A 20806-nucleotide genomic window follows, 5' to 3' on the forward strand; every position below is an offset into this window, starting at 1 on the left:
TCAAAATAAAGGACCTTGCTCTGTATGAACGAGTCGTTGCTACAGCGGCTCTTTCTGCAGGGCAGGGTCCTTTATTTTTTAGGAAGGTCATTAAAACTTATGGTGCCTACTATTTCTGAGTGCGGCGGTAGGCTTGGGCCATGATGCGCTCGGCGGCGTCACGAGTGAAGTGGGAAAAATACTTCAGCAGCTGCGCTAAGGCACCGGGGGCCGAGAGGCCACCGGCGTGCACCGCTTCGGCTAGGTAATCGGCTAGCGTATCGGGGTGGCCGGTGAGGGCTGGAAACTCGTGGTTGGTTTTGTAACGGGCCAGAATATCGACGCGGAGCCAGTCGGGGGCACCTGGGACTTGGGTGAGCAGGCGTTCCATAACTAGCTGTACCTCATCCATAAACAAGGTGCGGACGAGGCCGGGCGGCGCGGGCACGGCTTGGCCGGCAGCGGCCACTACTAGCACGGCCGCCGGCATGGCGGGCTGCCAGCGGTGCACGTCGGGCGGGGCGCATAACCAAGCCGTTGGAGGGAAACTTTCGGGCGAGGCTAGCAGCCGGCCCAACGTCTGGAGACGACGTTCTTCGGGCGGAAGCATACTGCAAGGTACAACGCCCTAACCGGATGGTACCTAACCTACGTAGAGGTGCTATATTCGGGTGCACCAATGCCTCACCGAAAACATCCTTCCTATGCGCCACTGCTACTCTGGTTTCCTTGCCTTGCTGCTAACAATCGCTACCCTCACGGTTCAAGCCCAATCGCCCATCGTCATCGACCGCAACGACATGCCCAATGTGGGCGACTCGTTGCGCACCAGCGAAACCCTGACCTTAGCCGGACCGGCTCTCACCCAAACCGGGGCCAACCAAACCTGGAACTACAGCGGTTTGCGGCCCGCTAACCAAAGTGTATCCTACTATTCCGGGGTAGGCAGCACTCCTGGCTTGCTGCCAATAGTGTTTGGCGCGTTGGGCGGGGTCAACCGCGCCACTATTGCCAACCGGCAGCCACTGCCCCCCGTGTTGGTGGCGGCGGGCTTACCTATCACCGAGGTGTATTCGTTTTTCAATGAGTCGGCCACCAACTACCGGCAGGTAGGCTACGGGGCAGAAGTCCCGTCGGTAGGCGCGTTGCCTGTTATCTACCAGAACCAAGCCTTGCAGGACGTGATATACCGCTTTCCGCTTGTGTACCAGCAGCGCGATTCCAGCAACTCCGACTTCTCGGTGAACGTGCCCGGAACGGCCTTCCTGCGGGAACGGCAGAAGCGCGTAAACAACGCCGACGGCTGGGGCACCCTTACCACGCCCTTCGGCACATTCGAGGCGTTGCGCGTGGTCAGCACGCTACAGGTCCGCGACAGTGTCTCGTTGCAGGGGGAGCCGGGCCCGGCTATTCAGCGGCCTGTGATGAAACAGTATAAGTGGCTAGCTAAAAATCAGGGCATTCCGCTGCTACAAGTCATTACGCAGTTGGTGAACGGGCAGGAAGTAGTGTCGCTGGTGCAGTACCGCGACATCTACCGTCGTCTGCCGGTGCTGAGCACGCAAAAGCAACTACCCGAAACTGCGGTAGCCGTTTATCCTAATCCTGTGGGGGAAGGCGAAGCATTGCGGCTGGCTTTGCCCGCCTCTGGCCCTGTTTCTGTTACTGCCACCGATCTGACGGGGCGCGTGTTGTTCAGCTACTCTATTCCGCGCACTTCCGGCGAAGCCACCGTACCCGCGGCGGCTTTCGGTACGTTTCGGGGAGTGGCCATGCTGCGTATCCAAACCGAAATGGGTGTAGCCATGCGGCGAGTGGTGCGGCAGTAACTGGTCGCTGTGCAATCTATTTTCCTAAGGCAGCTACCTGCTGATAGCTGGTGATGGTTTCGGCTATCCGTTGATTGGTTATCTGCATTTCCACCCCACCGGAGCCATCGGGCAATAAAATAAGGCAATTGTAGTACTGGCTCAGGCCGAATAGAGCTGACTTCTGCTCTATTCGGCCTATTGCTGACCATGGGATGAGTAGCGCCGGATGCTTGAACCTAAAGAAAAACATCATTGAAAGTCTTAGTCCGGTTGGTTGGCACCCGATAGTAAGTGCGCTACTATAGTTTACGCCAGGACCGATTAACCCCACATTACGCAGTCTGGCCGACTGCATTCCGAAGCTAGTCGTGGGAGCTTCAGTGTCAGCAGCACTCAACCGATAATACTTGCTTAGCCGGTTCCACTCACCTAAGGAGACAAACCAAGTAACAGCTAACCAGAGTGCCGCAAAGAAAAATGGAAAGGCCGCTATTGCAAAGTATCCGCTTGAAGGCATAAGGCAGGCTGTGTGAACCGTAAGTTGCACAGAAATAAAGATTCACTGCTGGCCCTTCAGCCGAAGTTATGCGTCGAGGCGAGCACCCCGCATCACCATCCATCACTTTTCACTAACTGACCGTTTTTGCCACCGAAGTTGTTGTAAACCCGTACTACAAGCGCCAAGCCCAACCGGTAGGTTCTTACTTTTGTATTTCTTCAACGACATTTTCCTCCGACCTATATGGCAATCAGTTCAAACGGTAAAGTCAGCGGTAGCCACGCCAAAAAAGTGCCGCACGATAAAAATCCGCTAGCGGAGCTATTGACGCCCACTGCTATTCCAGCCCACAAGTTGGTACTGCGTACGTTGCGACGTTCCGACTTCAAGGCCATCAAAGGCATTATGGATCAGGTGTATTCCAATATGGAAGGCGCTTGGTCGGCCGACGAGTTCAGTGCTTTGATCCGTAAGTTTCCTGAGGGCCAGATTGGCATCGAGGACAATGGGCGGCTGGTAGCTGCGGCTTTGGCTATTATCGTCGATTATCAAAAATTCGGCGACAAGCACACCTACGCTAAAATCACGGGCAACGGCAAATTCGACACGCACAACTCCGACGGCGACACGCTGTACGGCGTCGATGTGTTTGTGGACCCCGAGTACCGGAGCTTGCGCCTCGGTCGGCGTTTGTATGATGCGCGCAAAGAGCTGTGCGAAAACCTGAACCTCCGGGCTATGGTGGCAGGCGGTCGGATTCCGGGTTATGCCCAATACGCCAACGAAATGACCCCGGCCAAGTACGTAGAGATGGTGCGGAACAAGGAATTGGTTGACCCCATCCTGACGTTCCAGCTCTCCAACGAATTCTACGTCCGCAAGATTATCCGCGGCTACCTCCCTTACGATTCCGAGAGCAAGGCCTATGCCACGCTGCTGGAGTGGATCAACGTGTACTACGAAGAAGAGGAAAAGCTCATCGGCAACCAGAAAAGCAATGTCCGCATCGGCATTGTGCAGTGGCAAATGCGCGCCACCCGCAGTTTGGAAGACTTGCTGCAGCAGATCGAATTCTTCGTGGATACGGTGAGTGGCTACAAAGCCGACTGCGTGATGTTCCCGGAATTCTTCAACGCTCCGCTAATGGCCCTCACCAACGAGGATTCGCCAGCAGTGGCAATCCGAGCTATGGCGGCTTTCACGGCTCCTATCAAGGCCAAGATGATGGAGTTGGCTGTGAGCTACAACATCAACATCGTGGCGGGCTCCATGCCGGTGTACGAAGACGAGAAACTCCACAACGTAGCCTACCTCTGCCGCCGCGACGGTACTGTGGACGAACAATACAAGCTGCACGTCACGCCCGACGAGGCCAGTTACTGGGGTATGCGCGGCGGCGACAAGCTAAAGTGCTTTGATACCGACTTCGGCAAAATCGGCATTCTGGTGTGCTACGACGTAGAATTCCCGGAGCTAGCCCGCATGCTCAGCGACGAAGGCGTGAAAATCCTGTTCGTGCCCTTCTGGACGGATACCAAGAACGCCTACCAGCGCGTCCGGATTTGTGCGCAGGCCCGCGCCATTGAAAATGAGTGCTACGTGGCCATTACCGGCTCGGTAGGCAACTTGCCCCGGGTTGAGAACATGGACATTCAGTACTCGCAGAGCGCTGTGTTCAGCCCCTCGGATTTTGCCTTCCCTCACGATGCCATTGTGGCCGAAGCTACGCCCAACACCGAGATGACGCTGATTGCCGACCTCGATTTGGACTTGCTTAAAGACCTGAACACCAGTGGTGCTGTGCGGAACCTGCGCGACCGGCGCAAAGACCTCTATTCGCTGAGCTGGACCATCAAGAAGACGGAACGCGACGATGAATTGTTAGCCCAAGGCACTGAAGAGCGTCATCCGCGCGTGAGCAAGCGTAAAGCCATTGCAGCTGGCTAATTTTTCTGCATATTGTAGACGTACAATAAACGTCGAAATATGCAGCAAGATTACTTAGAGCAAGATTATTCAGATGAACGTATCGAGAAGTCGTCTGTTTTCGCGGAGTTGCTAAACTCTCCACTAGCCATGACTTCGGCTAGTACGGGTCAGCGCATCATCAATTACATTGTCGACCTCATTACGTTTTACGTCATCATATTCTTCTTGGGTGCGACTTACAGCATGATAGCGGCCATAATTGATAACCAGGCGATGCTTGATGGGTTGGACAGTCCATGGACTACTTTCATCAGCTTTGTGATTATGCTGAGCTATTACTTCATTATGGAGTCGATGACGGGCCGCACGATGGGGAAGATTGCAACCCGTACCCGTGTGGTCATGGAAGATGGTTCGAAGCTCACAACTACAGCCGCCTTTCAACGCACACTCAGCCGAATCATTCCTTTCGAGGCTTTTACTTTTTTCGGCGGCGGTCCTGGTTTGCATGATCGGCTTGCCAAAACCCGGGTTGTAAAGGTTGACTAAGTAGTTGGTTTCAATTAATACGTGTTATGTATTCGGTAAAAAGCCGGTCGGGAACGTTCCCGACCGGCTTTTTCATTGGGCGCAGGTCCAGCATTGCCAAACCGATTTTTATTTTCAGTAAACTTCGGTTCCCCGTCCCATTGTCCACTTTTCTATAATTCAATTCCCTTTCATGAAACGCATCCTCATCACCGGGGCCAATCGGGGCCTGGGTCTGGAACTTACCCGCCAGTACCTAGAACGCGGCGACACGGTATTTGCTGCTAGCCGCCAACCCGACACGGCAACCGACCTGCACCAACTGCGCGACCAATACGCCAACCAGCTCCACCTCGTACAGCTCGACGTGACCGATGAAGCTTCCATCGAAGCGGCTCGGCAAACAGTGGCTGGCCTCACCGACAGGCTGGATGTGCTGGTTAATAATGCCGGTACTTTTCCGGGCGCAGGCCCCGAGGACCCCGCCAAGCAACATCTCGGCGGTTTGACGGCTGCCAATGCGCTAACCTTCCTGCATGTGAATGCCGTAGGACCGCTGCTGGTGGCCCAGGCGTTTCTGGATTTGCTGAAGGCGGCCAACAAAGCACGCATCATTAGTCTCTCATCGGGCCAAGGTTCTCTCACATGGAAGGCGTCCGGCGAGCCTTATCATTATTCGGCCAGCAAAGCTGCGCTCAACATGTATATGCGGGCACTAGCGGCCGAAGTAGGTACGTATGGGGTGATTTCGGTGCTTGTGGACCCGGGCTGGGTGCAAACCGGGATGGGCGGCGATACTGCTATGCTTCCCCCCGCCGATTCAGCTCGGGGTATCATTCGTCTCACCGAGCAGCTTCATGCCGAAGAGAACGGCAGCTTCGTAACCTGGCAAGGCCAGCCCGTACCGTGGTAATACAAGCAAAAAGTAACTAGAAATGAAGGAGCTGTTCCGCAAGGTGCAGCTCTTTTTTTTTAAGTGTTGTAGCTCGTAAAGTGCTTTAAGCAAACTAGTCTTTTAGGAATAAAATCAATATAGGCTCTATACAAACAATTCCCCTTCAGCCATTTAATCATATCATTAAGATTAAATTATAATTAAAATCCATTTTCTTACAATCTGCTCGATACATATGACCGTAAGTAGTATAGTTCACCTTAAAACAAGCTCTATTTCTCCTTTTTACATCTCAATCCCATGCTTGAAAACATTACTCGCTGGACTAGCGCCTACAAAGGCCTAGCCCTTGGTGCTTTGCTGACTAGTGCCGTTGCGCTGCCAACTGCTGCGCAAACTATCTATGGCCTCAGTGGTACTACCACTGCCAGCACCTTAGTTTCCTTTAGTGCCACTGCACCTGGCACCCTTTTAGGCACTTTACCCATCACGGGCGTTACCCCTGGGCAAACCATCGTCGGCATGGACTTTCGCCCAAACACAGGGCAACTCTTCGCTATGGGCTATGACGGTACCACCACCGGCGCCAACTCGCAGCTTTACACCCTCGACCTAACTACCGGCGTTGCCACGAGTGTAGCCCCTGCCATTCGGTTAGAGCTCGGCGATCCTTCGGCTCGCATTGGGTTCGACTTCAACCCTACTGTGGACCGCATCCGGGTGGTAAGCTCTACGCCTGTTGCGGCCGGCAACATGACCACTCGCAACAATTACCGCCTTAACCCCAACAACGGCGCTATTGCGGCTACCGATACCAACCTGGCTTATGCCACCACTGACCCAAACACGGGCAATACGCCGAGCGTGGGCGCAGTAGCTTACACCAACTCCTACATTGGCAGCACAGCCACTGTTCTCTACGACATAGACGAAGCCGCTAGCCGCTTGCTGACGCAGAATCCGCCTAACAACGGGACCCTGAACACCATCGGGACCTTATCCACCTCTACTACGGGTAATAGCCAAAGCACCGACTTTGACATTTATTACAATACTACCACTGGCGCCAACACCGCCTACCTTTCTGCCTCAATAGCAGGCATCGCCACCTTCAGTGCCACACTCTACACCTTGAGCTTACCAACGGCCCCCACGGCATCCGTGAGCACTACTTCTGTGGGTGCTATTGGGGATGGCTTGATAGATGTGCGAGATATTGCTGTGCAGATAACCCGGCCGGCCACGTTGCCTGCTCTAACTGGCCAACTGGCTTATGCGTTGGCCGGCACTAACTTGATTACATTCGACACAGCTCAGCCTAGTTTAATTCGTACGTCGGCGGGAATTACGCTCCCAACTGGCACGCCTGCCACACAGACGCTGGTTGGCCTCGACATTCGGCCGAGCACCAACACACTTTATGCGTTGGGTTATGACGCTTCAGTGGCCAGCCCAACAGCCAACGCGCAGCTTTATTTAATTAACTCAACCACCGGGGCCGCAACCGCCTTCGGCTCGGCTATTCGCTTAGAGTTAGGTAGTGGCAGCATTGGATTTGACTTCAACCCGGTTGCCGACCGGATTCGGGTGGTAGGCGCCAACCGCAACAATTACCGCCTCAACCCCACTAACGCGGCCGCTGTTTTTGGCGCCATGGATGCGCAGGTTGCTTATACCACCGGCACTAATACTCCTAGCATCGGGGCAGTAGCGTATACCAACAGCTTCAATGGCACCACCGCCACTGCTTTATACAATTACGACGAGGTACTAAACCAACTGAACACACAGAACACCGCCGCGGGCACCGCCACCGACGGTCAACTGACTGCTGTGGGCGCTTCGGGTATTACCGTATCAACCGCCTCGGCTACTATCACACCGAATGTAGACTTGGACATCTTCAGCACTGCTGCTGGAGTGAATACGGCTTATATGGTGGCTAATACGGGCAATACGAACAACACAGCCTTCTACACTGTGAACCTCACAACGGGGGCGGCTACACTAGTAGGCCCAATCGGAAACGGCATAGCAGCCCGTGACATTACAATAGCCGCACAAACTGGCGTGGTAAACTCGACCCGGAAGACGGAATTGGCCACTAGCTTGTCGCTTTACCCGAACCCGCTGGCAGGCGCTGCCCGTGTAGCGTTTGGCTTGCCACGTGCTGCGCATGTCGAGTTGACGGTGACGGATGCACTTGGCCGCACGGTTGATACAGTGGATGCTGGTCAGCGCTCAGCCGGCCAGCAGTCGATTGAGTGGAACCGCAAAGGTCAAGCTGCCGGTATCTACTTCTTCCGCCTTAGCTTCGACGGCCAGCCTGCTGGTACCCGCCAGGGCGTATTGACGGAATAGAAACCTTACTCGCAAGCAACAGAAAAGGCCGGTCCATCGTGGACCGGCCTTTTCTGTTTTACGCGCTAGTAGGATTTGCTACCCTGTGACTTATCCTTGCATGGCGGCCAGGTGCGCGTGGTCACGCAAGATGGTGCGCAGGAAGGCTTCGTCGGGTAGTTCGGTGTGAATGCCAGTCAGGTCTTTCACTTTGTTGGCCACTTCGTTTAGCAGCAAGTAATTTTTGTGCTCTAGCCCTTTCGAAACCAATTGGCGAATAGTAGCCACATCGTGGTCGGCGAGTTGGGCTGCTTGCGGAAAAACCACCACGTAATCGTCGGAAGTAATGGTAGGTGCCAGCGGGCCGACTCTCTGTTGCGGCCGGGTACTCACTACTGATGTGCCGGCGGCTAAGTCGCCGAGGCGCTGCCCGCGTCCGTTAGACGCCACCACCACAACGGCTATCAGTCCGCTCATAAATCCCGTATCCACAATGCGCAACACCCAGCGCAGCAGGTAGTCGCCAAGGCTGGGCTGGGTGCCATCGAGCCGGATGACCTTGATGTGCCGTGCCTTCTTACCCAAGCTCTGTCCGTTGAAAAACACCTCGCACGCCAAGTGGTAGAACACAGCGGGCAGACCTACCAACAACACCAAAATCACGAGCAGCGTGTCGCCCTTTAGTTTCAAGGTTGTGAATAGCAGAACCCAGGCCCCAATCCAGGCAATGAGAATTAAGTTGTCGATAATAGCAGCCAAGATTCGTTCACCAACGCTGGCGACTTCATATTCCAGCGACACATTTTGGGTTGTTTGAACGCGAATTGTACTCATAACAATAAACAGCAAGCAGCGACGTGGAGGCGCCGGAATTAATAGTTGAAAAGAATGAAACGGAGCCGGAAAATTTGCTAATCTTCGTTGATCTGACTTATCTGCAAATTAGAGGTTGCTTGCCAATTGTTGCTTGTTGAGTAACTGATTATTGTGGTGTTTGTGCCTTGCTTCCAACAAGCCGCTCCAACCAATCCGTATTTCTCTCCAAAGAACACCCCACAACAACCAATTATCAACAAGCAAGTGTATGCGTGAAGCGGTATTTCTGCGGCAAAATGAGGCCCGGTGGAAGCAATACGAAACGTCGGCTGCTACTGGTCCTGACGAGCTAGCAGCTCGGTTCGTCACCCTGACCGACGACTTAGCCTATGCCCAGACCTTTTATCCTAACTCCCCTACCACACGCTACCTCAACGACCTAACCGCCAAGCAGCACCAGGCGCTTTATAAAAACAAAACGGAGCATACCAGTCGCTTCAAACAATTCTGGGCGCGCGAACTGCCACTGCTCGTGGCGCGTCATCACACCACGCTGGCTTGGTCGCTGCTGCTCTTCACTGTATTTACGCTGGTAGGCGCCCTCTCAGCCGCCTACGACGATTCGTTTGTGCGCGTGGTACTTGGGGACGCCTATGTAAACCGAACCCTGGAAAACATCGAGAAGGGCGACCCGATGGCCGTGTACAAGGGCACGAGCGAGACGCCGATGTTCTTGCTGATTACCTTCAACAACATTTATGTTTCGTTGGTGGCGTATGCTATGGGCGCTACGCTTGGGCTAGGCACCGTGTGGGCGCTGTTTCGCAATGGGGTGATGCTTGGTTCGTTTCAATATTTCTTCTACCAGAAAGGGGTGTTGCTCCCCTCGCTGCTCACTATCTGGATTCATGGCACCCTGGAAATATCGGCTATTGTGCTAGCTGGAGGCGCCGGCTTTGTAATGGCGCGCGGCATGCTGTTTCCAGGTACTTACTCTCGCGCCGCTGCTTTTCGCCAAGCCGCCCGCGACGGCCTAAAGTTGGCCATTGGGCTGGTACCCATCTTCATGGTAGCTGGTTTTCTCGAAGGCTTCGTGACTCGGCATACCGAAATGCCCATGGCGCTTAGCTTAACCATTATTGGGCTGTCGGCAAGTTTTATTGTCTGGTATTTTATTCTGTATCCCCGGTATTTGAGTCGCCGCTTACCAGCTTCAACTACGCCTGGGCACCTAGGCTAACCCTTTGTTTACTAGTCTATCAAGTAAAGAATCTTATCTTCTATCTTAAAGAGCTTATTCGAAGTAGTAGATAAACTCATTCCGTAACAGTAGTGCACCTATGCAATTAAAATTTACCAAGGAAGAAGACTTCCGTCAAGAGCGTGATTTCGGAGCCAAGATTGGCGCAACTTTCGAGTTTATAGGCGCTCATTGGCGCCCGTTAGGCAAGTGCTTGGCTTACTTCGTGATACCTGCGGCGTTATTGATGGGACTAGCCATGGGAGTATCCCAAAGCCACGTGCTTGGCTCGATGCAACAGCCAGATACCATCAGTTCCGCTGAACGCATACGCAGCTTTAACAGCAACATCTTTAGTGTTTACTACTGGCTAGGGATTCTAAGCTCTTTTATCAGCTACCTACTACTTGGGGCCACCGTGTATGGCTATGTACTGGTGCGACTGTCTTTGCCCGCCGAACAGGAAGTGACGCCTCGCTTGGTAGGCGAGCAAATTAGCCGCTTCGCGGCGCGCTTACTGCTGTCAGGAATAGCAATGGGGATTTTGATTGCGCTAGGATCTGTGCTGCTAGTCGTGCCGGGCATGTATCTAGCTATCGGCTTAAGCTTTGTTTGGACAGTGCAGGTGCTAGAAAACAATTCCGTAAGCCAAGGAATAAGCCGTAGTCTCTACTTGATCAAAGGATACTGGTGGTCTACGTTCGGGCTCATGTTCATCATGTCTATTATTCTGGGTCTGTTAGCCATGATTTTCCAGGTCCCATACCTGTTCACTTTTGTTGGCAAGTTGCTCCACTGGAGCTTTGTTTCTTCGGATGTCCTGATGGTTGCCAGTACCATGCTGGCTTCTGTGGGGCAGATGTTCTTATACTCGATGCTTTTTATTGCGCTGCTGTTTCAGTACTTCAACCTCGTAGAGAAGAAGGAAGGACTGGGCATGCGCAACCTTGTGGCTAGCCTTGGCAGCGGTAGAGCTCCAGTGGCTTACAATAGCACCTTCCGTCCCGATGACGAAGGCGAATACTAAGGTGGCACAATACAAGCCGTAAGCACCTAGCTCCAAGCCGCATTACAGCTACTATTTTCCGGGTGCTTCCACTGCCTACTTATCCTTTTATTCTGTGCGTACTCTTTTCTGTTGTCTCGTTCGGGTTCTGGCTTTGGTGCTGCTACTGGCCGCTCCGCCACTGCTGGCCCAACCAGCCCGCAACGCCGCCGCTCCACCCCTTCCTCTGCCACGCGACCAATCTAGCAACGTGGTGCTCCGAGCCCCAAAAGCTGAGCGGCTGCGTTCTTTTCGGGAGCAGCGCGACTTTCAGTACGTGACCGTGAAAAGTGAGCTGAGCGCCTGGGATTTGCTATGGATGCGGTTTTGGCGCTGGGTGGCCGAACTGCTAAATACCCGCCCTGGCAAGGTACTGTGGGAATACGGCATCTACGCTGCTCTTGTCCTCGCCTTCGTATTTGTAGTGCTGAAGCTGATGCAAGTGGATATCACCCGCGCCTTCGGTCGCGCCCCGCAGCGTGCCCCGCTGTCCTACGACACCGAATCAGAGGACATTCATGCTCTTGATTTTCAGACGCTGCTTCAGGAGGCAGAAGGCACTGGCAACCATCGCTTAGCGATACGCCTAGGCTATTTGAAAGTGCTCAAGCAGCTCGCCGATCAAGGGCTCATCCGGTGGCAACCCGACAAAACCAATCACGACTATCTCTATGAGTTGCCCGCTGGTCCGTTAGCCACCGCTTTCCGAGAGCTAACCCAGCAGTTCGACTACGTGTGGTACGGCGAGCACGACGACCTCACGCCCACGCACTACGCGCAAGCCCGCGCCACTCGCGAAGCTTTTCAGCAACTTCTGGCTAGTCCGCGCCGCGCCGCCTGATTTCCCCCGTTATGACAACGTTCCGCTGGTATGTATTGGGGTTGGCGCTACTATTTGGAGCCTACGTGGCTGTAGAGTACTATCGCCCCAAACCCCTCGACTGGACCCCAACTTTCCAGAATAAAGACAAGATTCCCTACGGCACGTACGTGCTCTACGACTTGCTGCCCGACATCATGGGCGTTGAAAAACGCGAAGTTCGCACCATTCGAGTGCCCATCTACAATCAGATTGAAGGTGAGGATGAGCCCGATACCGACCTTGCCGTTGATACGGCCGCTGTAACTGTGGCCTCCGATTCAACCACTTGGGAAAAGTCTGATGAAGTACCCGAAGAAGTGGCTTCCGCCGACACAACGGCCGCTACCAACACCACAGCAACCACTGCTGCTGAGCCTCAGCTAGCGGCTACGGATACCACCAGCACCCCTCCGACGATGAAGATTACGAGGCCGGACTAGCCGAGGCCGGATACCCGAAGGCCACCTACGTTTTTGTGGATGATGTTTTCGAGCTAAGTGCTTCCGACTGCCGAGCTTTACTGCGCCACGTCGCCCGCGGTAACGATGTGTTTATTGCTGCCGAGCAATTCGACCGTCATTTCACCGATACTATTGGCTTTCGCACCGCTGCGTTTGTGCCTCGGCTACGTCCTCGGAAGAAAGCAACTACGGCCAATACTACTTTGGTCGATTCGGTGCGCCTACTGCTTAGCAACCCTCGGTTGGCCCGCGCTGCAGGCAATGGATTTCGGTTGCCAGCATTGGGAGCCTCTTATCGTCTGCTGCCTGACAGCGGTTTGGTGGCTACCCAACTGGCCGCTGATACAGCTGGGCGGGCTGTGCTGGTTAGTGTGCCGCACGGGCGCGGCCACCTTTACTTGTGCACCGTCCCGCTGGCTTTCACCAATTACTTCGCGCTACAGCCCCGTACTGGCAACTTTGCCTTTGCTGCTCTCTCTTATCTACCGGTTGGCCACACGGTGTGGTGGGATGAATATCAGAAGCAAGGGCGCCAAGGCGAGCAGTCGTTATTGCGGGTGCTGCTAGCTCATGATGCGTTGCGATGGGCCTTGTACCTGAGTTTGCTTGGCGCACTCTTGTTCGTGCTGTTTGAGGCTCGTCGTCGGCAACGCGTCATTCCGATTTTTAAGCCGCTGCCCAATACCACGTTGCTTTTCACGCGCACGGTGGCTGGCCTATACCGGCAAGGCAATAGCCACAGCGCCATTGCGGAAAAGAAAATCCAGCTATTTCTAGAGCATCTGCGCACGCGCCTTCATGAGCCAAGTCTGGACTTGAACGACGATGCCGCGCGGGAGCGGCTAGCGCAGAAAACTGGTATTCCACGCACCGATGTCGATGCACTGGTCCGACGCATCAACTTTTTGCTCACTGCTCCCCAAGTATCCGATTCGGATTTACTAGCGCTGAACAAAGCCTTAAACGATTTCCGAAAAGATGTATCTTAATTATTGCACTCATTAGATAATTTGTATTAATCTAATTTATAACTATTTTAATAAAGCTTGATACGCGAGTATAACGCGCTTTCAATACGTTAATTAAGAAAACTATATGATATTCTCCCAACTTCATTTCTTGTTCGTTCACTTCGAAATTTCTTTCTGTCAATAATGGAAAACACTTTAGACAACTCAGGTCATTCCTCTGATGCGGCCCCTCTCAGTGATGAATCCAACCTAGTCCCCGCAACTCCTTTTCCTACTTCAGCGGCATCGCCTAACGCAGACCCGGCACCAATTAGAGAAGACATAGAGACCGTGCCAGCAGCGGAGACTTCCGAGCCAACAGCTTTTGCTTCGCGCACCAATCTAAGTCATCTAAGCCGCCACGCTGATGCTATCCGGCACGAGCTGAGCAAGGTGATTGTAGGACAGCAAGCGCTAGCCGAACTACTGCTAACCGCCATCCTAGCCGATGGCCACGTGCTGCTTGAAGGAGTACCCGGCGTGGCCAAAACTCTTACCGCCAAATTGCTGGCTCGCACTCTAGATGTGCCCTTTAGCCGTCTGCAGTTCACGCCTGATCTGATGCCTTCTGATGTGCTAGGTACATCAGTATTTCGGCCCAATAAGGCGGATTTCGAGTTTCGCCCTGGTCCTATCTTCGCCAGCATAGTCCTCATCGATGAAATAAACCGTGCCCCTGCCAAAACGCAGTCGGCGCTGTTTGAGGTGATGGAGGAACGCCAAGTAACGCAGGATGGCACTCGCTACACCGTACCCGACCCGTTTGTAGTGCTGGCCACTCAAAACCCTATCGAGCAGGAAGGCACTTATCGCTTGCCCGAAGCGCAGCTCGACCGGTTCCTGTTCAAACTGAACGTGGGGTACCCAAGCGTGGAAGAAGAAGTAAGCATCCTGCAAGGGCATCACGCTGGTTTCGGAGGCGCGCCACTGGATGTAGTGCGAGCCGTTTTGACGGCCGATGATTTGCGCGGCTTACGTGAGCAAGTACGCCGGCAGCACGTTGAGCCCAAGCTACTCGAATACATTGCCCGCCTTGTCGGGCAGACGCGCGCCCACAAAGGGCTTTACTTGGGTGCTTCGCCCCGCGCCTCCCTGGCCCTGCTAAACGGCGCTAAAGCCCTTGCTGCCCTCCGCGGCCGCGACTTCGTTACGCCCGAAGATGTGCAGTATTTGGCCTCGCCGGTGCTGCGCCACCGTATTCAACTCACACCAGAACGGGAAATGGAAGGCAGCACTGCCGACGATATCGTGAAGCAGATTTTGCAGCAGATCGAAGTACCGCGCTAAGCGCTGTCATTGCGCCGTCCTTGCAATTGCAGCAGGGCTTTACTGAACTAATGAAATCCTTCTTTCTTACTCGCCGCTTCTTTTTCGCGCTAACCGCCCTTGTTATTGGGTTGGTAGTAGCTTTTTTTCTATCGGGTTGGCTGGCACCAGTACAGTTGGCGCTTGGGCTGCTTCTGGTTTTAACCGCCTTCGATGCAGGCTTGCTGTATGCACCAGCTCGCGGCGAGGCAGGGCACGTTTTCGGTCGCCGGGTGATGGGCGATAAGCTGGCCAATGGCTCAGAGAACGATATTGCTATCTACCTAGAAAACTACTACCGGTTCCCCATCTATACCGAGACAATCGACGAAATTCCACATCAGTTTCAGCGGCGCGACGTGCTGTTTCGGACGGAAATAAAGGCGGGAGAAACAACTGTCATTCGTTACCAGCTCCGGCCCGTCAAGCGGGGTGAATATGAGTTTGGGGCCGTGAATGTCTATGTAGCTTCGCCGCTAGGCTTGGTACGGCGGCGGTTTCGGTTCGATGATAGCCGGACGGTGCCCGTGTATCCCTCGTTTTTGCAGATGCGGCAGTACGAGCTACTCGCCATTAGCAACCGCCTAACGGAAGTAGGTGTGAAGCGCATACGGCGAGTGGGCCACAGCCTAGAATTCGAGCAGATTCGGCCTTACGTAGCCGGCGACGATCCACGCAGCATCAATTGGAAAGCCACGGCCCGCCGCGCCACCACCAATCACGCTGCAGAGGCCTTGGTAGTGAACCATTATCAAGACGAGCGCGCCCAACAGGTGTACTGCCTCATCGACAAAGGGCGGGTGATGCGCATGCCCTTCAACGGCCTGAGCCTGCTGGACTACGCCATCAATGCCACGCTGGTCGTGAGCAACATTGCTATTCTTAAGCACGACAAGGCTGGACTGCTGACGTTTTCGCACCAGCCCGGCAGCTTGCTAGCAGCCGACCGCCGGGGCGGCCACATGGGCAAATTGCTTGAGGTCTTGTATCGTCAGCGCACCAAGTATCTGGAAACCGACTACGAGCGGCTGTACATCACCGTCAAAACCAACATCCGGCAGCGCAGCCTGCTTATTCTGTTTACCAATTTTGAGACGCTGAGCGGCATGCAGCGCCAGCTGCCCTACTTGCGCCGCTTCGCTAAAGACCACTTGCTGTTGGTGGTATTCTTCGAAAACACGGAATTACGAGAGTTTCTGGACGCACCAGCCGAAACTACACAGGACGTTTACAACCAAACCATTGCTGAAAAATTCGCTCAAGAAAAACGCCAAATCGTGCGCGAATTGAACCGCTACGGTATTCATTCCTTACTTACGGCTCCACAAAACCTGACGGTGGATACCATTAACAAGTACCTGGAGTTCAAAGCGCGCGGCTTGATTTAGTAAACGCTACTACTCATCGAATGCTTCCAGCCGAGCGTTATCGAGGAGCAGGTTGGCGGTGGTACCATAGTAGAGGAAGGTGATGGATATGCTGTCGAACTCCTCTTTGGGCGGGCGTACATCGAAAAACAAGGTACGGGGCCAAGCTGCATCTAAGGCCCGTTGGAAACGAATGGTGCGCGCCTTCACAATGTCGTTGCCGTGCCTAAACCGTATTACGTATTGAGTCATGCGGTTTAGGTCCCATTCTTTTTGATCGGCACGGGCATCGGCGTAAGCCCGCAGCCACTCAAACTGGCCCGGACGAGCCGGAATTATCCATTCTGTACTTTGCCGGTGTAGTGAATCGAGAGCCAACGAGCAATTGCCCTGCAAGGCGGGCGTACCGCAGATACCAAGAGCCGTCTGTTCAAAATCCTGCCGCCACAGCACGTGCGTATTGCGGGCCGTACCGGTAAATTCGGCATTGCTGTCAAGCAACAGCATGGTTTCGGGGGCACTTGATAACGAAACAAAATGCGCCACAGATAGGCACGAGTCATTTCGCCAGCTGCCAACAGGCCACCTTGCCCACCCGGTATCGACATCTGCGTGAGCCAAAACCCGTACGCACAACCCACTACGGCTACCACTCCGTAGGCTGCCGCCCACCGCGGACGCCCTAACAGCCAGCGCAGGGCCGCGGCCATGGGCCACGCCAGCACCGCGTAGCTTTCAATCATAGCCCGTTGACCTAGCCCCCGCCGTACGTCCACTCGTTCCAAGCAAACGTGACGTATATGAACAGCACCGTAAACACGAGCATAGGCCAGAAGGCATCTGGCTGCTGACGGCGCAACGGCCCAAAGCCAACCAGCGCGGTTAGCATCAGCGGCGAGTACAGCAACCAGCCACTGCGGAAACTGAAGATACCATCCCATAAGTGCGGTTTCACCCAATTAAACCCCTGCTCCTGATAGCTGTACACTATCCAGTCGCCACTGGCATAATGCCAATACAAAGGTTGAATTGCCAATAGCACACCGCCCGCCAGCAACGCACCAACCAGCAGGCGCCATTGGCGCTGCCAGAAGGCTAGCCGCTCGTGTAAGGCCGCGCCAGTTGGATTTAAGCCCCAAAGCATAGGCAGTAGCACAGCCAGAATTTCGGTGGGGCGCGTCAGCGTCATTAGCCCAATTACGGCACCGATACCTACTGCTTTTGCTAAGTTCGGGCGAGAGTAGAAAGAAGGCGTAAGGAGCAATAGTACTGCATACCAGCCAAACAGCCAGCAGTGCGTCATACCGGCATGACCAGCACCACTATACACAATGTAATTTGTACCTAGCAGCAGAATAAGCAATGTAAGTGCTGTGGGCCACTCCCCAAATCGAGGAAGCAGCGCCCGACGCACCAGCCAAAAGCTGAGCACCGATACCAGCAAGCTCGCCAGCTTGACGGCCAACTGGTAGGGCGGCGAGAATCCATCGGCTGGGAAACCTAATGGTTTGGCGAGCGCATGAGCTACAAGAAAAAAAGGCAGCTCTTGCAAAGCTAACCCGGCGGGGTACTTCATCACGAAGTTTCCACTGCCTTCATGCCGGAATGCTTGATAGAAACTCGGAGTAGGTGCATATTCTTTGAGCAACTGGTCGCGAAAGTTTAGCTCACGCAAGTCGTGGTGGACGAATATGGCAGGTAGATAGAGATAGTAGCCTGAAGCATCCCAGTTCAGAACCGGCGACGTAGGCCAGGGCTGAGAGGCCGGATGGTACCACCAAGTCATCGCCAGCAATAACACCGTGCAAAACCAGCTAACTATCCGAGAAGGAGAACTCATACACTAAAAGAAAACACCAAAACCTTACCTGAATAGCCGTATTGACGGGCTGCAAATTGCGGAAAGTTAAGTGCAGATCAATCAGTCGATCAAAGTCTCTATTGCTCACTAAACGCGTCTTGCAGTTGAGCAAATAGATAACGTGCGCAAAAGCGCACAAACTAATAGAGAAGTAAAAGAGACATAAACACGAGCGGCACGCTAAGAGAAGACAGGGTAGCTGCTTCCTAGCGTGCCGTTGTTATTCAGCTTATGTGCAATGGCACCGATACGCATCGGGCTAGTACATAGGATTTTCTATAGCACCTTAACACTCGAAGGACTTTGCTATAGATTTCTTTTAGTGTAGTCTATTGAATTACCAGATGAACCGCTAGTAAAGAATAATGCTACTCGACAAGCAGTGCTTCGCTGTACCGTTGGTTTCCTTGCAGAACTTCTAAATGATAACGACCTGCTGCCAAAGCACCAAGCTGAAGTTGTAGGTCTAAATTGTTATCAGCCTGCGCTTGCCGTGTTTGTGAAAATTGGAGCCGGCCCATCATGTCATACACTTTAATTGAAATTGGAGTGCGGCCAGTTGCTCCTAAATTAACGACGCTCAAATGAACACTTCCTCTGGCAGGATTAGGGTAAACACTGCACCAATTAATCTTAGCAGCATTGGCACTGCTAGCAACGATACTGTTTTCGTAGGCTCCAATCGAGCGCCCAGCACCGCGCGCAGGTGTAGGATTACCAAAAAAGTCGCGTGGTCCGGAGTTTAAGTTGAATTCGGTGAGCAGATCTAAGCCTGCGTTCATTAGATTGGAGCCGGACTGCAGATGATACGCTGTAAGCGAAGTCAACTGTCTTCCTGAGCTTAAAATTGCTAATGTGCCCCCTGCGCCTGGCTGCTGCAATTGCGGATCTATCTCAATGCCTGTAGTGCGAGCACCAATTTTTTCCTGTCCACTGGCTGCCCGCCATGCTTCCAACGAGTTGTAGTGCCCGGAGCCCCAATTCAGTTGTAAGGTTTGTCCACTGCTCCAGTACGCGTTGCCTTGAAGGAGCACTCCTTCTGTTGTCATACTCGCTATTAGTGGCAGACCTCCTGTAGTTTGGAACACGTTGTTGCGTATAACCACCTCACTGATGCCACCGCTGATAATATCTACTGCTTTAGGCCGCGAGCCATCAGCAGGCGGACTCACGTAAATGGTATTGTTGTGGATATTAGCGCGCTGGATACCACCACTAGCCCCTGTTGACCAGAGCAACAAGGCCCCTTGTCCGCAGCCGCGTCCATCATTTTCGCTAATGTTATAGCGAATAGTAAGATCGTGCATTGGAGGTGCACCTGGGTATTGAGCCAGCAGATAGCCTGGCCCAGTGTTGTCATGGGAGTAATTATACTGAAGTACTGAATTAGTACAGCCCCCATCCAAGTCGAATCCGCCTCCATCCCTACAGGTACCCGACTCATTATGATGTGACTCGCAATACTGAATGGTTAGGTTATTGCAATAATATCCCCAGATGCCTACTGGTCCCCCGTTCTGATTTGCATTAAGCCATCCATTATGGTACGCTTCTGAATACTCTACAAGGGCTTCATCAATTCCTCCAAGTATAATACCGCTACCAGTATGATTATCGGTGATATCGGCGCGACCAGAATTATCAAATGCTTGGCAATAACCTACGTACCAGTTGTGATGGGCAGATGGTAATTCTGCATATGATACAATACCAACACTACCATTGGCTGATGCTGTACACCGGGTAACTCGCACTTGGTCGTAGCCACTAGTGCCGTTCCAACTGCCTATAATAATGCCTCCATCCCGATACCCATGTGCATTAATGTTATCAAGCACTAAGTGCTGCAAGTGCACATTCGCAGAATCAAGATAAAACTCCACTCCTGCACTAGTATTGGCCAACCTACCAGAGCCAGTAAATTCAAGGTCGCGCAACTCTATTCCGCCAGCATTATGAGCATAGAAGCCAGCGCCGGTGCCACTGTTGATAATAGCTCGGCCAATACCATAGGAACTAAAGACGATAGGATGTGCTGTTGTACCCTGTGTAGTACTACCTAGCTCAAGCCCACCTATAAATACATTGCCTGCTTCAAACAATACAATATCACCCGGAAACAAGCGAGTGTTATTCACCTTATTTATTGTTCGCCAAGCGGTAGTTGCTGAAGTACCTGAACTTAGATCATCCCCTCTGGAGCTTATGTAGTAAGTGCTACTATAAGACGAAAATGACAACACCATCAAGAAGACAAATAATAGTACTTTTTTCTGCATACACCGAATACATTAATTTATTTGGCAATAATAACAAATTAGCCTTTGTCTTTAAATAGGACTATTTATTAATACATTTTAAAGTAAAATAGATGGTATTCAACAATATTCGTCCAAAGCTTTATAAAGTTACTTGTAGAGTTAATAAAGCTATACGCTCTGCATATTAAATATAACTATATACATAAATTTGCCAGTACATTAGTCCTTTTCATATTGTTAATACACAAAAATCTACTACTCTAAATTTCGATGAACACCACGTAGTAGTCGATGAACAGATCCTTCTTTTGTTGCTGCTAATTTCATCCACACTGTACAAGAAATATTATAAACCTGGGAAACACGACTGATCAAGAGGGACCTATAGATACTTTTATCACTAGAGCTAATAGAACGCGGTACATGTGTTATAATGACTACTAGCTTCTTGTTGTTGAAGCGGTTTGTTGTAAGAATTTACTTGAGTAGAAATGCGAGTTTTAGAACATGTACACTCGGCACGAATGCTGCTATACTTGGCTTGTGATGCAGCGGCTCCCGTATCTTTCGCTGCCCTCCACTACTTGTATTGCCTAT

18 protein-coding genes and 1 pseudogene are annotated in these 20806 nt (G+C 52.8%); 13 read left to right on the forward strand and 6 right to left on the reverse strand.

Annotated features, from left to right (window positions below; all coding sequences use genetic code 11):
• Positions 1–109: 109 nt before the first annotated feature.
• The gene (locus MUN86_RS16900) at positions 110–589 is read right to left on the reverse strand and encodes a hypothetical protein (protein ID WP_245119226.1); all 480 of its coding nucleotides are present in this window, start codon (positions 587–589) and stop codon (positions 110–112) included.
• Between the two features lie 94 nt (positions 590–683).
• Between MUN86_RS16900 and MUN86_RS16905 the strand changes: the two genes are divergently transcribed.
• Positions 684–1808 (forward strand): T9SS type A sorting domain-containing protein, encoded by a 1125-nt coding sequence (locus MUN86_RS16905; RefSeq protein WP_245119227.1) that lies wholly within the window; start codon positions 684–686, stop codon positions 1806–1808.
• 16 nt (positions 1809–1824) lie between these two features.
• On the opposite strand, the gene MUN86_RS16910 is transcribed toward MUN86_RS16905, so the two are convergent.
• Positions 1825–2043: a hypothetical protein gene (locus tag MUN86_RS16910; RefSeq protein WP_245119228.1), complete on the reverse strand. Its 219-nt coding sequence runs from the start codon at positions 2041–2043 to the stop codon at positions 1825–1827.
• 489 nt (positions 2044–2532) lie between these two features.
• Here MUN86_RS16910 and MUN86_RS16915 point away from each other — a divergent pair, with 489 nt between their 5' ends.
• The 4 genes from MUN86_RS16915 (at position 2533) to MUN86_RS16930 (ending at position 8002) form a co-directional block, all read left to right on the forward strand.
• Positions 2533–4236 carry a bifunctional GNAT family N-acetyltransferase/carbon-nitrogen hydrolase family protein gene (locus tag MUN86_RS16915; protein ID WP_245119229.1) on the forward strand — a complete coding sequence of 568 codons (1704 nt, stop codon included), beginning with the start codon at positions 2533–2535 and terminating at the stop codon, positions 4234–4236.
• 108 nt (positions 4237–4344) lie between these two features.
• Entirely contained in the window at positions 4345–4767 is a 423-nt protein-coding gene (locus tag MUN86_RS16920; RefSeq protein WP_245119230.1) for an RDD family protein, read from the forward strand.
• A 172-nt stretch (positions 4768–4939) separates the two neighbouring features.
• Positions 4940–5659 (forward strand): SDR family oxidoreductase, encoded by a 720-nt coding sequence (locus MUN86_RS16925; protein WP_245119231.1) that lies wholly within the window; start codon positions 4940–4942, stop codon positions 5657–5659.
• A gap of 282 nt (positions 5660–5941) precedes the next feature.
• A complete protein-coding gene (locus MUN86_RS16930) occupies positions 5942–8002 on the forward strand; it encodes a DUF4394 domain-containing protein (RefSeq protein ID WP_245119232.1) in 2061 nt (686 codons plus the stop codon).
• A 90-nt stretch (positions 8003–8092) separates the two neighbouring features.
• Here the strand turns inward: MUN86_RS16930 and MUN86_RS16935 are convergent, their stop codons facing one another.
• Entirely contained in the window at positions 8093–8815 is a 723-nt protein-coding gene (locus MUN86_RS16935; RefSeq protein WP_245119233.1) for an RDD family protein, read from the reverse strand.
• A 250-nt stretch (positions 8816–9065) separates the two neighbouring features.
• Between MUN86_RS16935 and MUN86_RS16940 the strand changes: the two genes are divergently transcribed.
• The 8 genes and pseudogenes from MUN86_RS16940 (at position 9066) to MUN86_RS16970 (ending at position 16108) form a co-directional block, all read left to right on the forward strand.
• Positions 9066–10037 carry a stage II sporulation protein M gene (locus MUN86_RS16940; RefSeq protein WP_245119234.1) on the forward strand — a complete coding sequence of 324 codons (972 nt, stop codon included), beginning with the start codon at positions 9066–9068 and terminating at the stop codon, positions 10035–10037.
• A 100-nt stretch (positions 10038–10137) separates the two neighbouring features.
• The gene (locus MUN86_RS16945) at positions 10138–11064 is read left to right on the forward strand and encodes a hypothetical protein (RefSeq protein WP_245119235.1); all 927 of its coding nucleotides are present in this window, start codon (positions 10138–10140) and stop codon (positions 11062–11064) included.
• A gap of 94 nt (positions 11065–11158) precedes the next feature.
• Positions 11159–11923: a DUF4129 domain-containing protein gene (locus MUN86_RS16950; protein ID WP_245119236.1), complete on the forward strand. Its 765-nt coding sequence runs from the start codon at positions 11159–11161 to the stop codon at positions 11921–11923.
• A gap of 11 nt (positions 11924–11934) precedes the next feature.
• Positions 11935–12384: a hypothetical protein gene (locus tag MUN86_RS16955; RefSeq protein WP_245119237.1), complete on the forward strand. Its 450-nt coding sequence runs from the start codon at positions 11935–11937 to the stop codon at positions 12382–12384.
• Between the two features lie 23 nt (positions 12385–12407).
• A pseudogene (locus tag MUN86_RS32775) lies at positions 12408–12863 on the forward strand (DUF4350 domain-containing protein); the annotation flags it as partial.
• A 249-nt stretch (positions 12864–13112) separates the two neighbouring features.
• Positions 13113–13394 (forward strand): DUF4350 family protein, encoded by a 282-nt coding sequence (locus tag MUN86_RS32780; RefSeq protein WP_502592243.1) that lies wholly within the window; start codon positions 13113–13115, stop codon positions 13392–13394.
• A gap of 165 nt (positions 13395–13559) precedes the next feature.
• Complete coding sequence (locus MUN86_RS16965; RefSeq protein WP_245119239.1) at positions 13560–14702, forward strand: AAA family ATPase; 1143 nt, start codon at positions 13560–13562, stop codon at positions 14700–14702.
• Positions 14703–14752: 50 nt separating this feature from the next.
• Positions 14753–16108 (forward strand): DUF58 domain-containing protein, encoded by a 1356-nt coding sequence (locus tag MUN86_RS16970; RefSeq protein WP_245119240.1) that lies wholly within the window; start codon positions 14753–14755, stop codon positions 16106–16108.
• Between the two features lie 9 nt (positions 16109–16117).
• On the opposite strand, the gene MUN86_RS16975 is transcribed toward MUN86_RS16970, so the two are convergent.
• From MUN86_RS16975 to MUN86_RS16985, 3 genes are all read right to left on the reverse strand, one after another.
• A complete protein-coding gene (locus MUN86_RS16975) occupies positions 16118–16594 on the reverse strand; it encodes a hypothetical protein (RefSeq protein ID WP_245119241.1) in 477 nt (158 codons plus the stop codon).
• Positions 16595–16841: 247 nt separating this feature from the next.
• Entirely contained in the window at positions 16842–17927 is a 1086-nt protein-coding gene (locus MUN86_RS16980) for a hypothetical protein (protein WP_245119242.1), read from the reverse strand.
• Positions 17928–18316: 389 nt separating this feature from the next.
• Positions 18317–20227 (reverse strand): T9SS type A sorting domain-containing protein, encoded by a 1911-nt coding sequence (locus MUN86_RS16985; RefSeq protein ID WP_245119243.1) that lies wholly within the window; start codon positions 20225–20227, stop codon positions 18317–18319.
• Positions 20228–20806: the final 579 nt, after the last annotated feature.

This window comes from Hymenobacter volaticus, assembly GCF_022921055.1.
Taxonomy (GTDB): domain Bacteria; phylum Bacteroidota; class Bacteroidia; order Cytophagales; family Hymenobacteraceae; genus Hymenobacter; species Hymenobacter volaticus.

Bases quoted from the DNA above. Each gene is read 5' to 3' on its own strand.
- MUN86_RS16975 (WP_245119241.1), bottom strand. From the start codon at position 16,594: ATGCTGTTGCTTGACAGCAATGCCGAATTTACCGGTACGGCCCGCAAT.
- MUN86_RS16935 (WP_245119233.1), bottom strand. From the start codon at position 8,815: ATGAGTACAATTCGCGTTCAAACAACCCAAAATGTGTCGCTGGAATAT.
- MUN86_RS16910 (WP_245119228.1), bottom strand. From the start codon at position 2,043: ATGATGTTTTTCTTTAGGTTCAAGCATCCGGCGCTACTCATCCCATGG.
- MUN86_RS16965 (WP_245119239.1), top strand. From the start codon at position 13,560: ATGGAAAACACTTTAGACAACTCAGGTCATTCCTCTGATGCGGCCCCT.
- MUN86_RS16900 (WP_245119226.1), bottom strand. From the start codon at position 589: ATGCTTCCGCCCGAAGAACGTCGTCTCCAGACGTTGGGCCGGCTGCTA.
- MUN86_RS16970 (WP_245119240.1), top strand. From the start codon at position 14,753: ATGAAATCCTTCTTTCTTACTCGCCGCTTCTTTTTCGCGCTAACCGCC.
- MUN86_RS16915 (WP_245119229.1), top strand. From the start codon at position 2,533: ATGGCAATCAGTTCAAACGGTAAAGTCAGCGGTAGCCACGCCAAAAAA.
- MUN86_RS16985 (WP_245119243.1), bottom strand. From the start codon at position 20,227: ATGCAGAAAAAAGTACTATTATTTGTCTTCTTGATGGTGTTGTCATTT.
- MUN86_RS16980 (WP_245119242.1), bottom strand. From the start codon at position 17,927: ATGAGTTCTCCTTCTCGGATAGTTAGCTGGTTTTGCACGGTGTTATTG.
- MUN86_RS16925 (WP_245119231.1), top strand. From the start codon at position 4,940: ATGAAACGCATCCTCATCACCGGGGCCAATCGGGGCCTGGGTCTGGAA.
- MUN86_RS16940 (WP_245119234.1), top strand. From the start codon at position 9,066: ATGCGTGAAGCGGTATTTCTGCGGCAAAATGAGGCCCGGTGGAAGCAA.
- MUN86_RS16905 (WP_245119227.1), top strand. From the start codon at position 684: ATGCGCCACTGCTACTCTGGTTTCCTTGCCTTGCTGCTAACAATCGCT.
- MUN86_RS16955 (WP_245119237.1), top strand. From the start codon at position 11,935: ATGACAACGTTCCGCTGGTATGTATTGGGGTTGGCGCTACTATTTGGA.
- MUN86_RS16930 (WP_245119232.1), top strand. From the start codon at position 5,942: ATGCTTGAAAACATTACTCGCTGGACTAGCGCCTACAAAGGCCTAGCC.
- MUN86_RS16945 (WP_245119235.1), top strand. From the start codon at position 10,138: ATGCAATTAAAATTTACCAAGGAAGAAGACTTCCGTCAAGAGCGTGAT.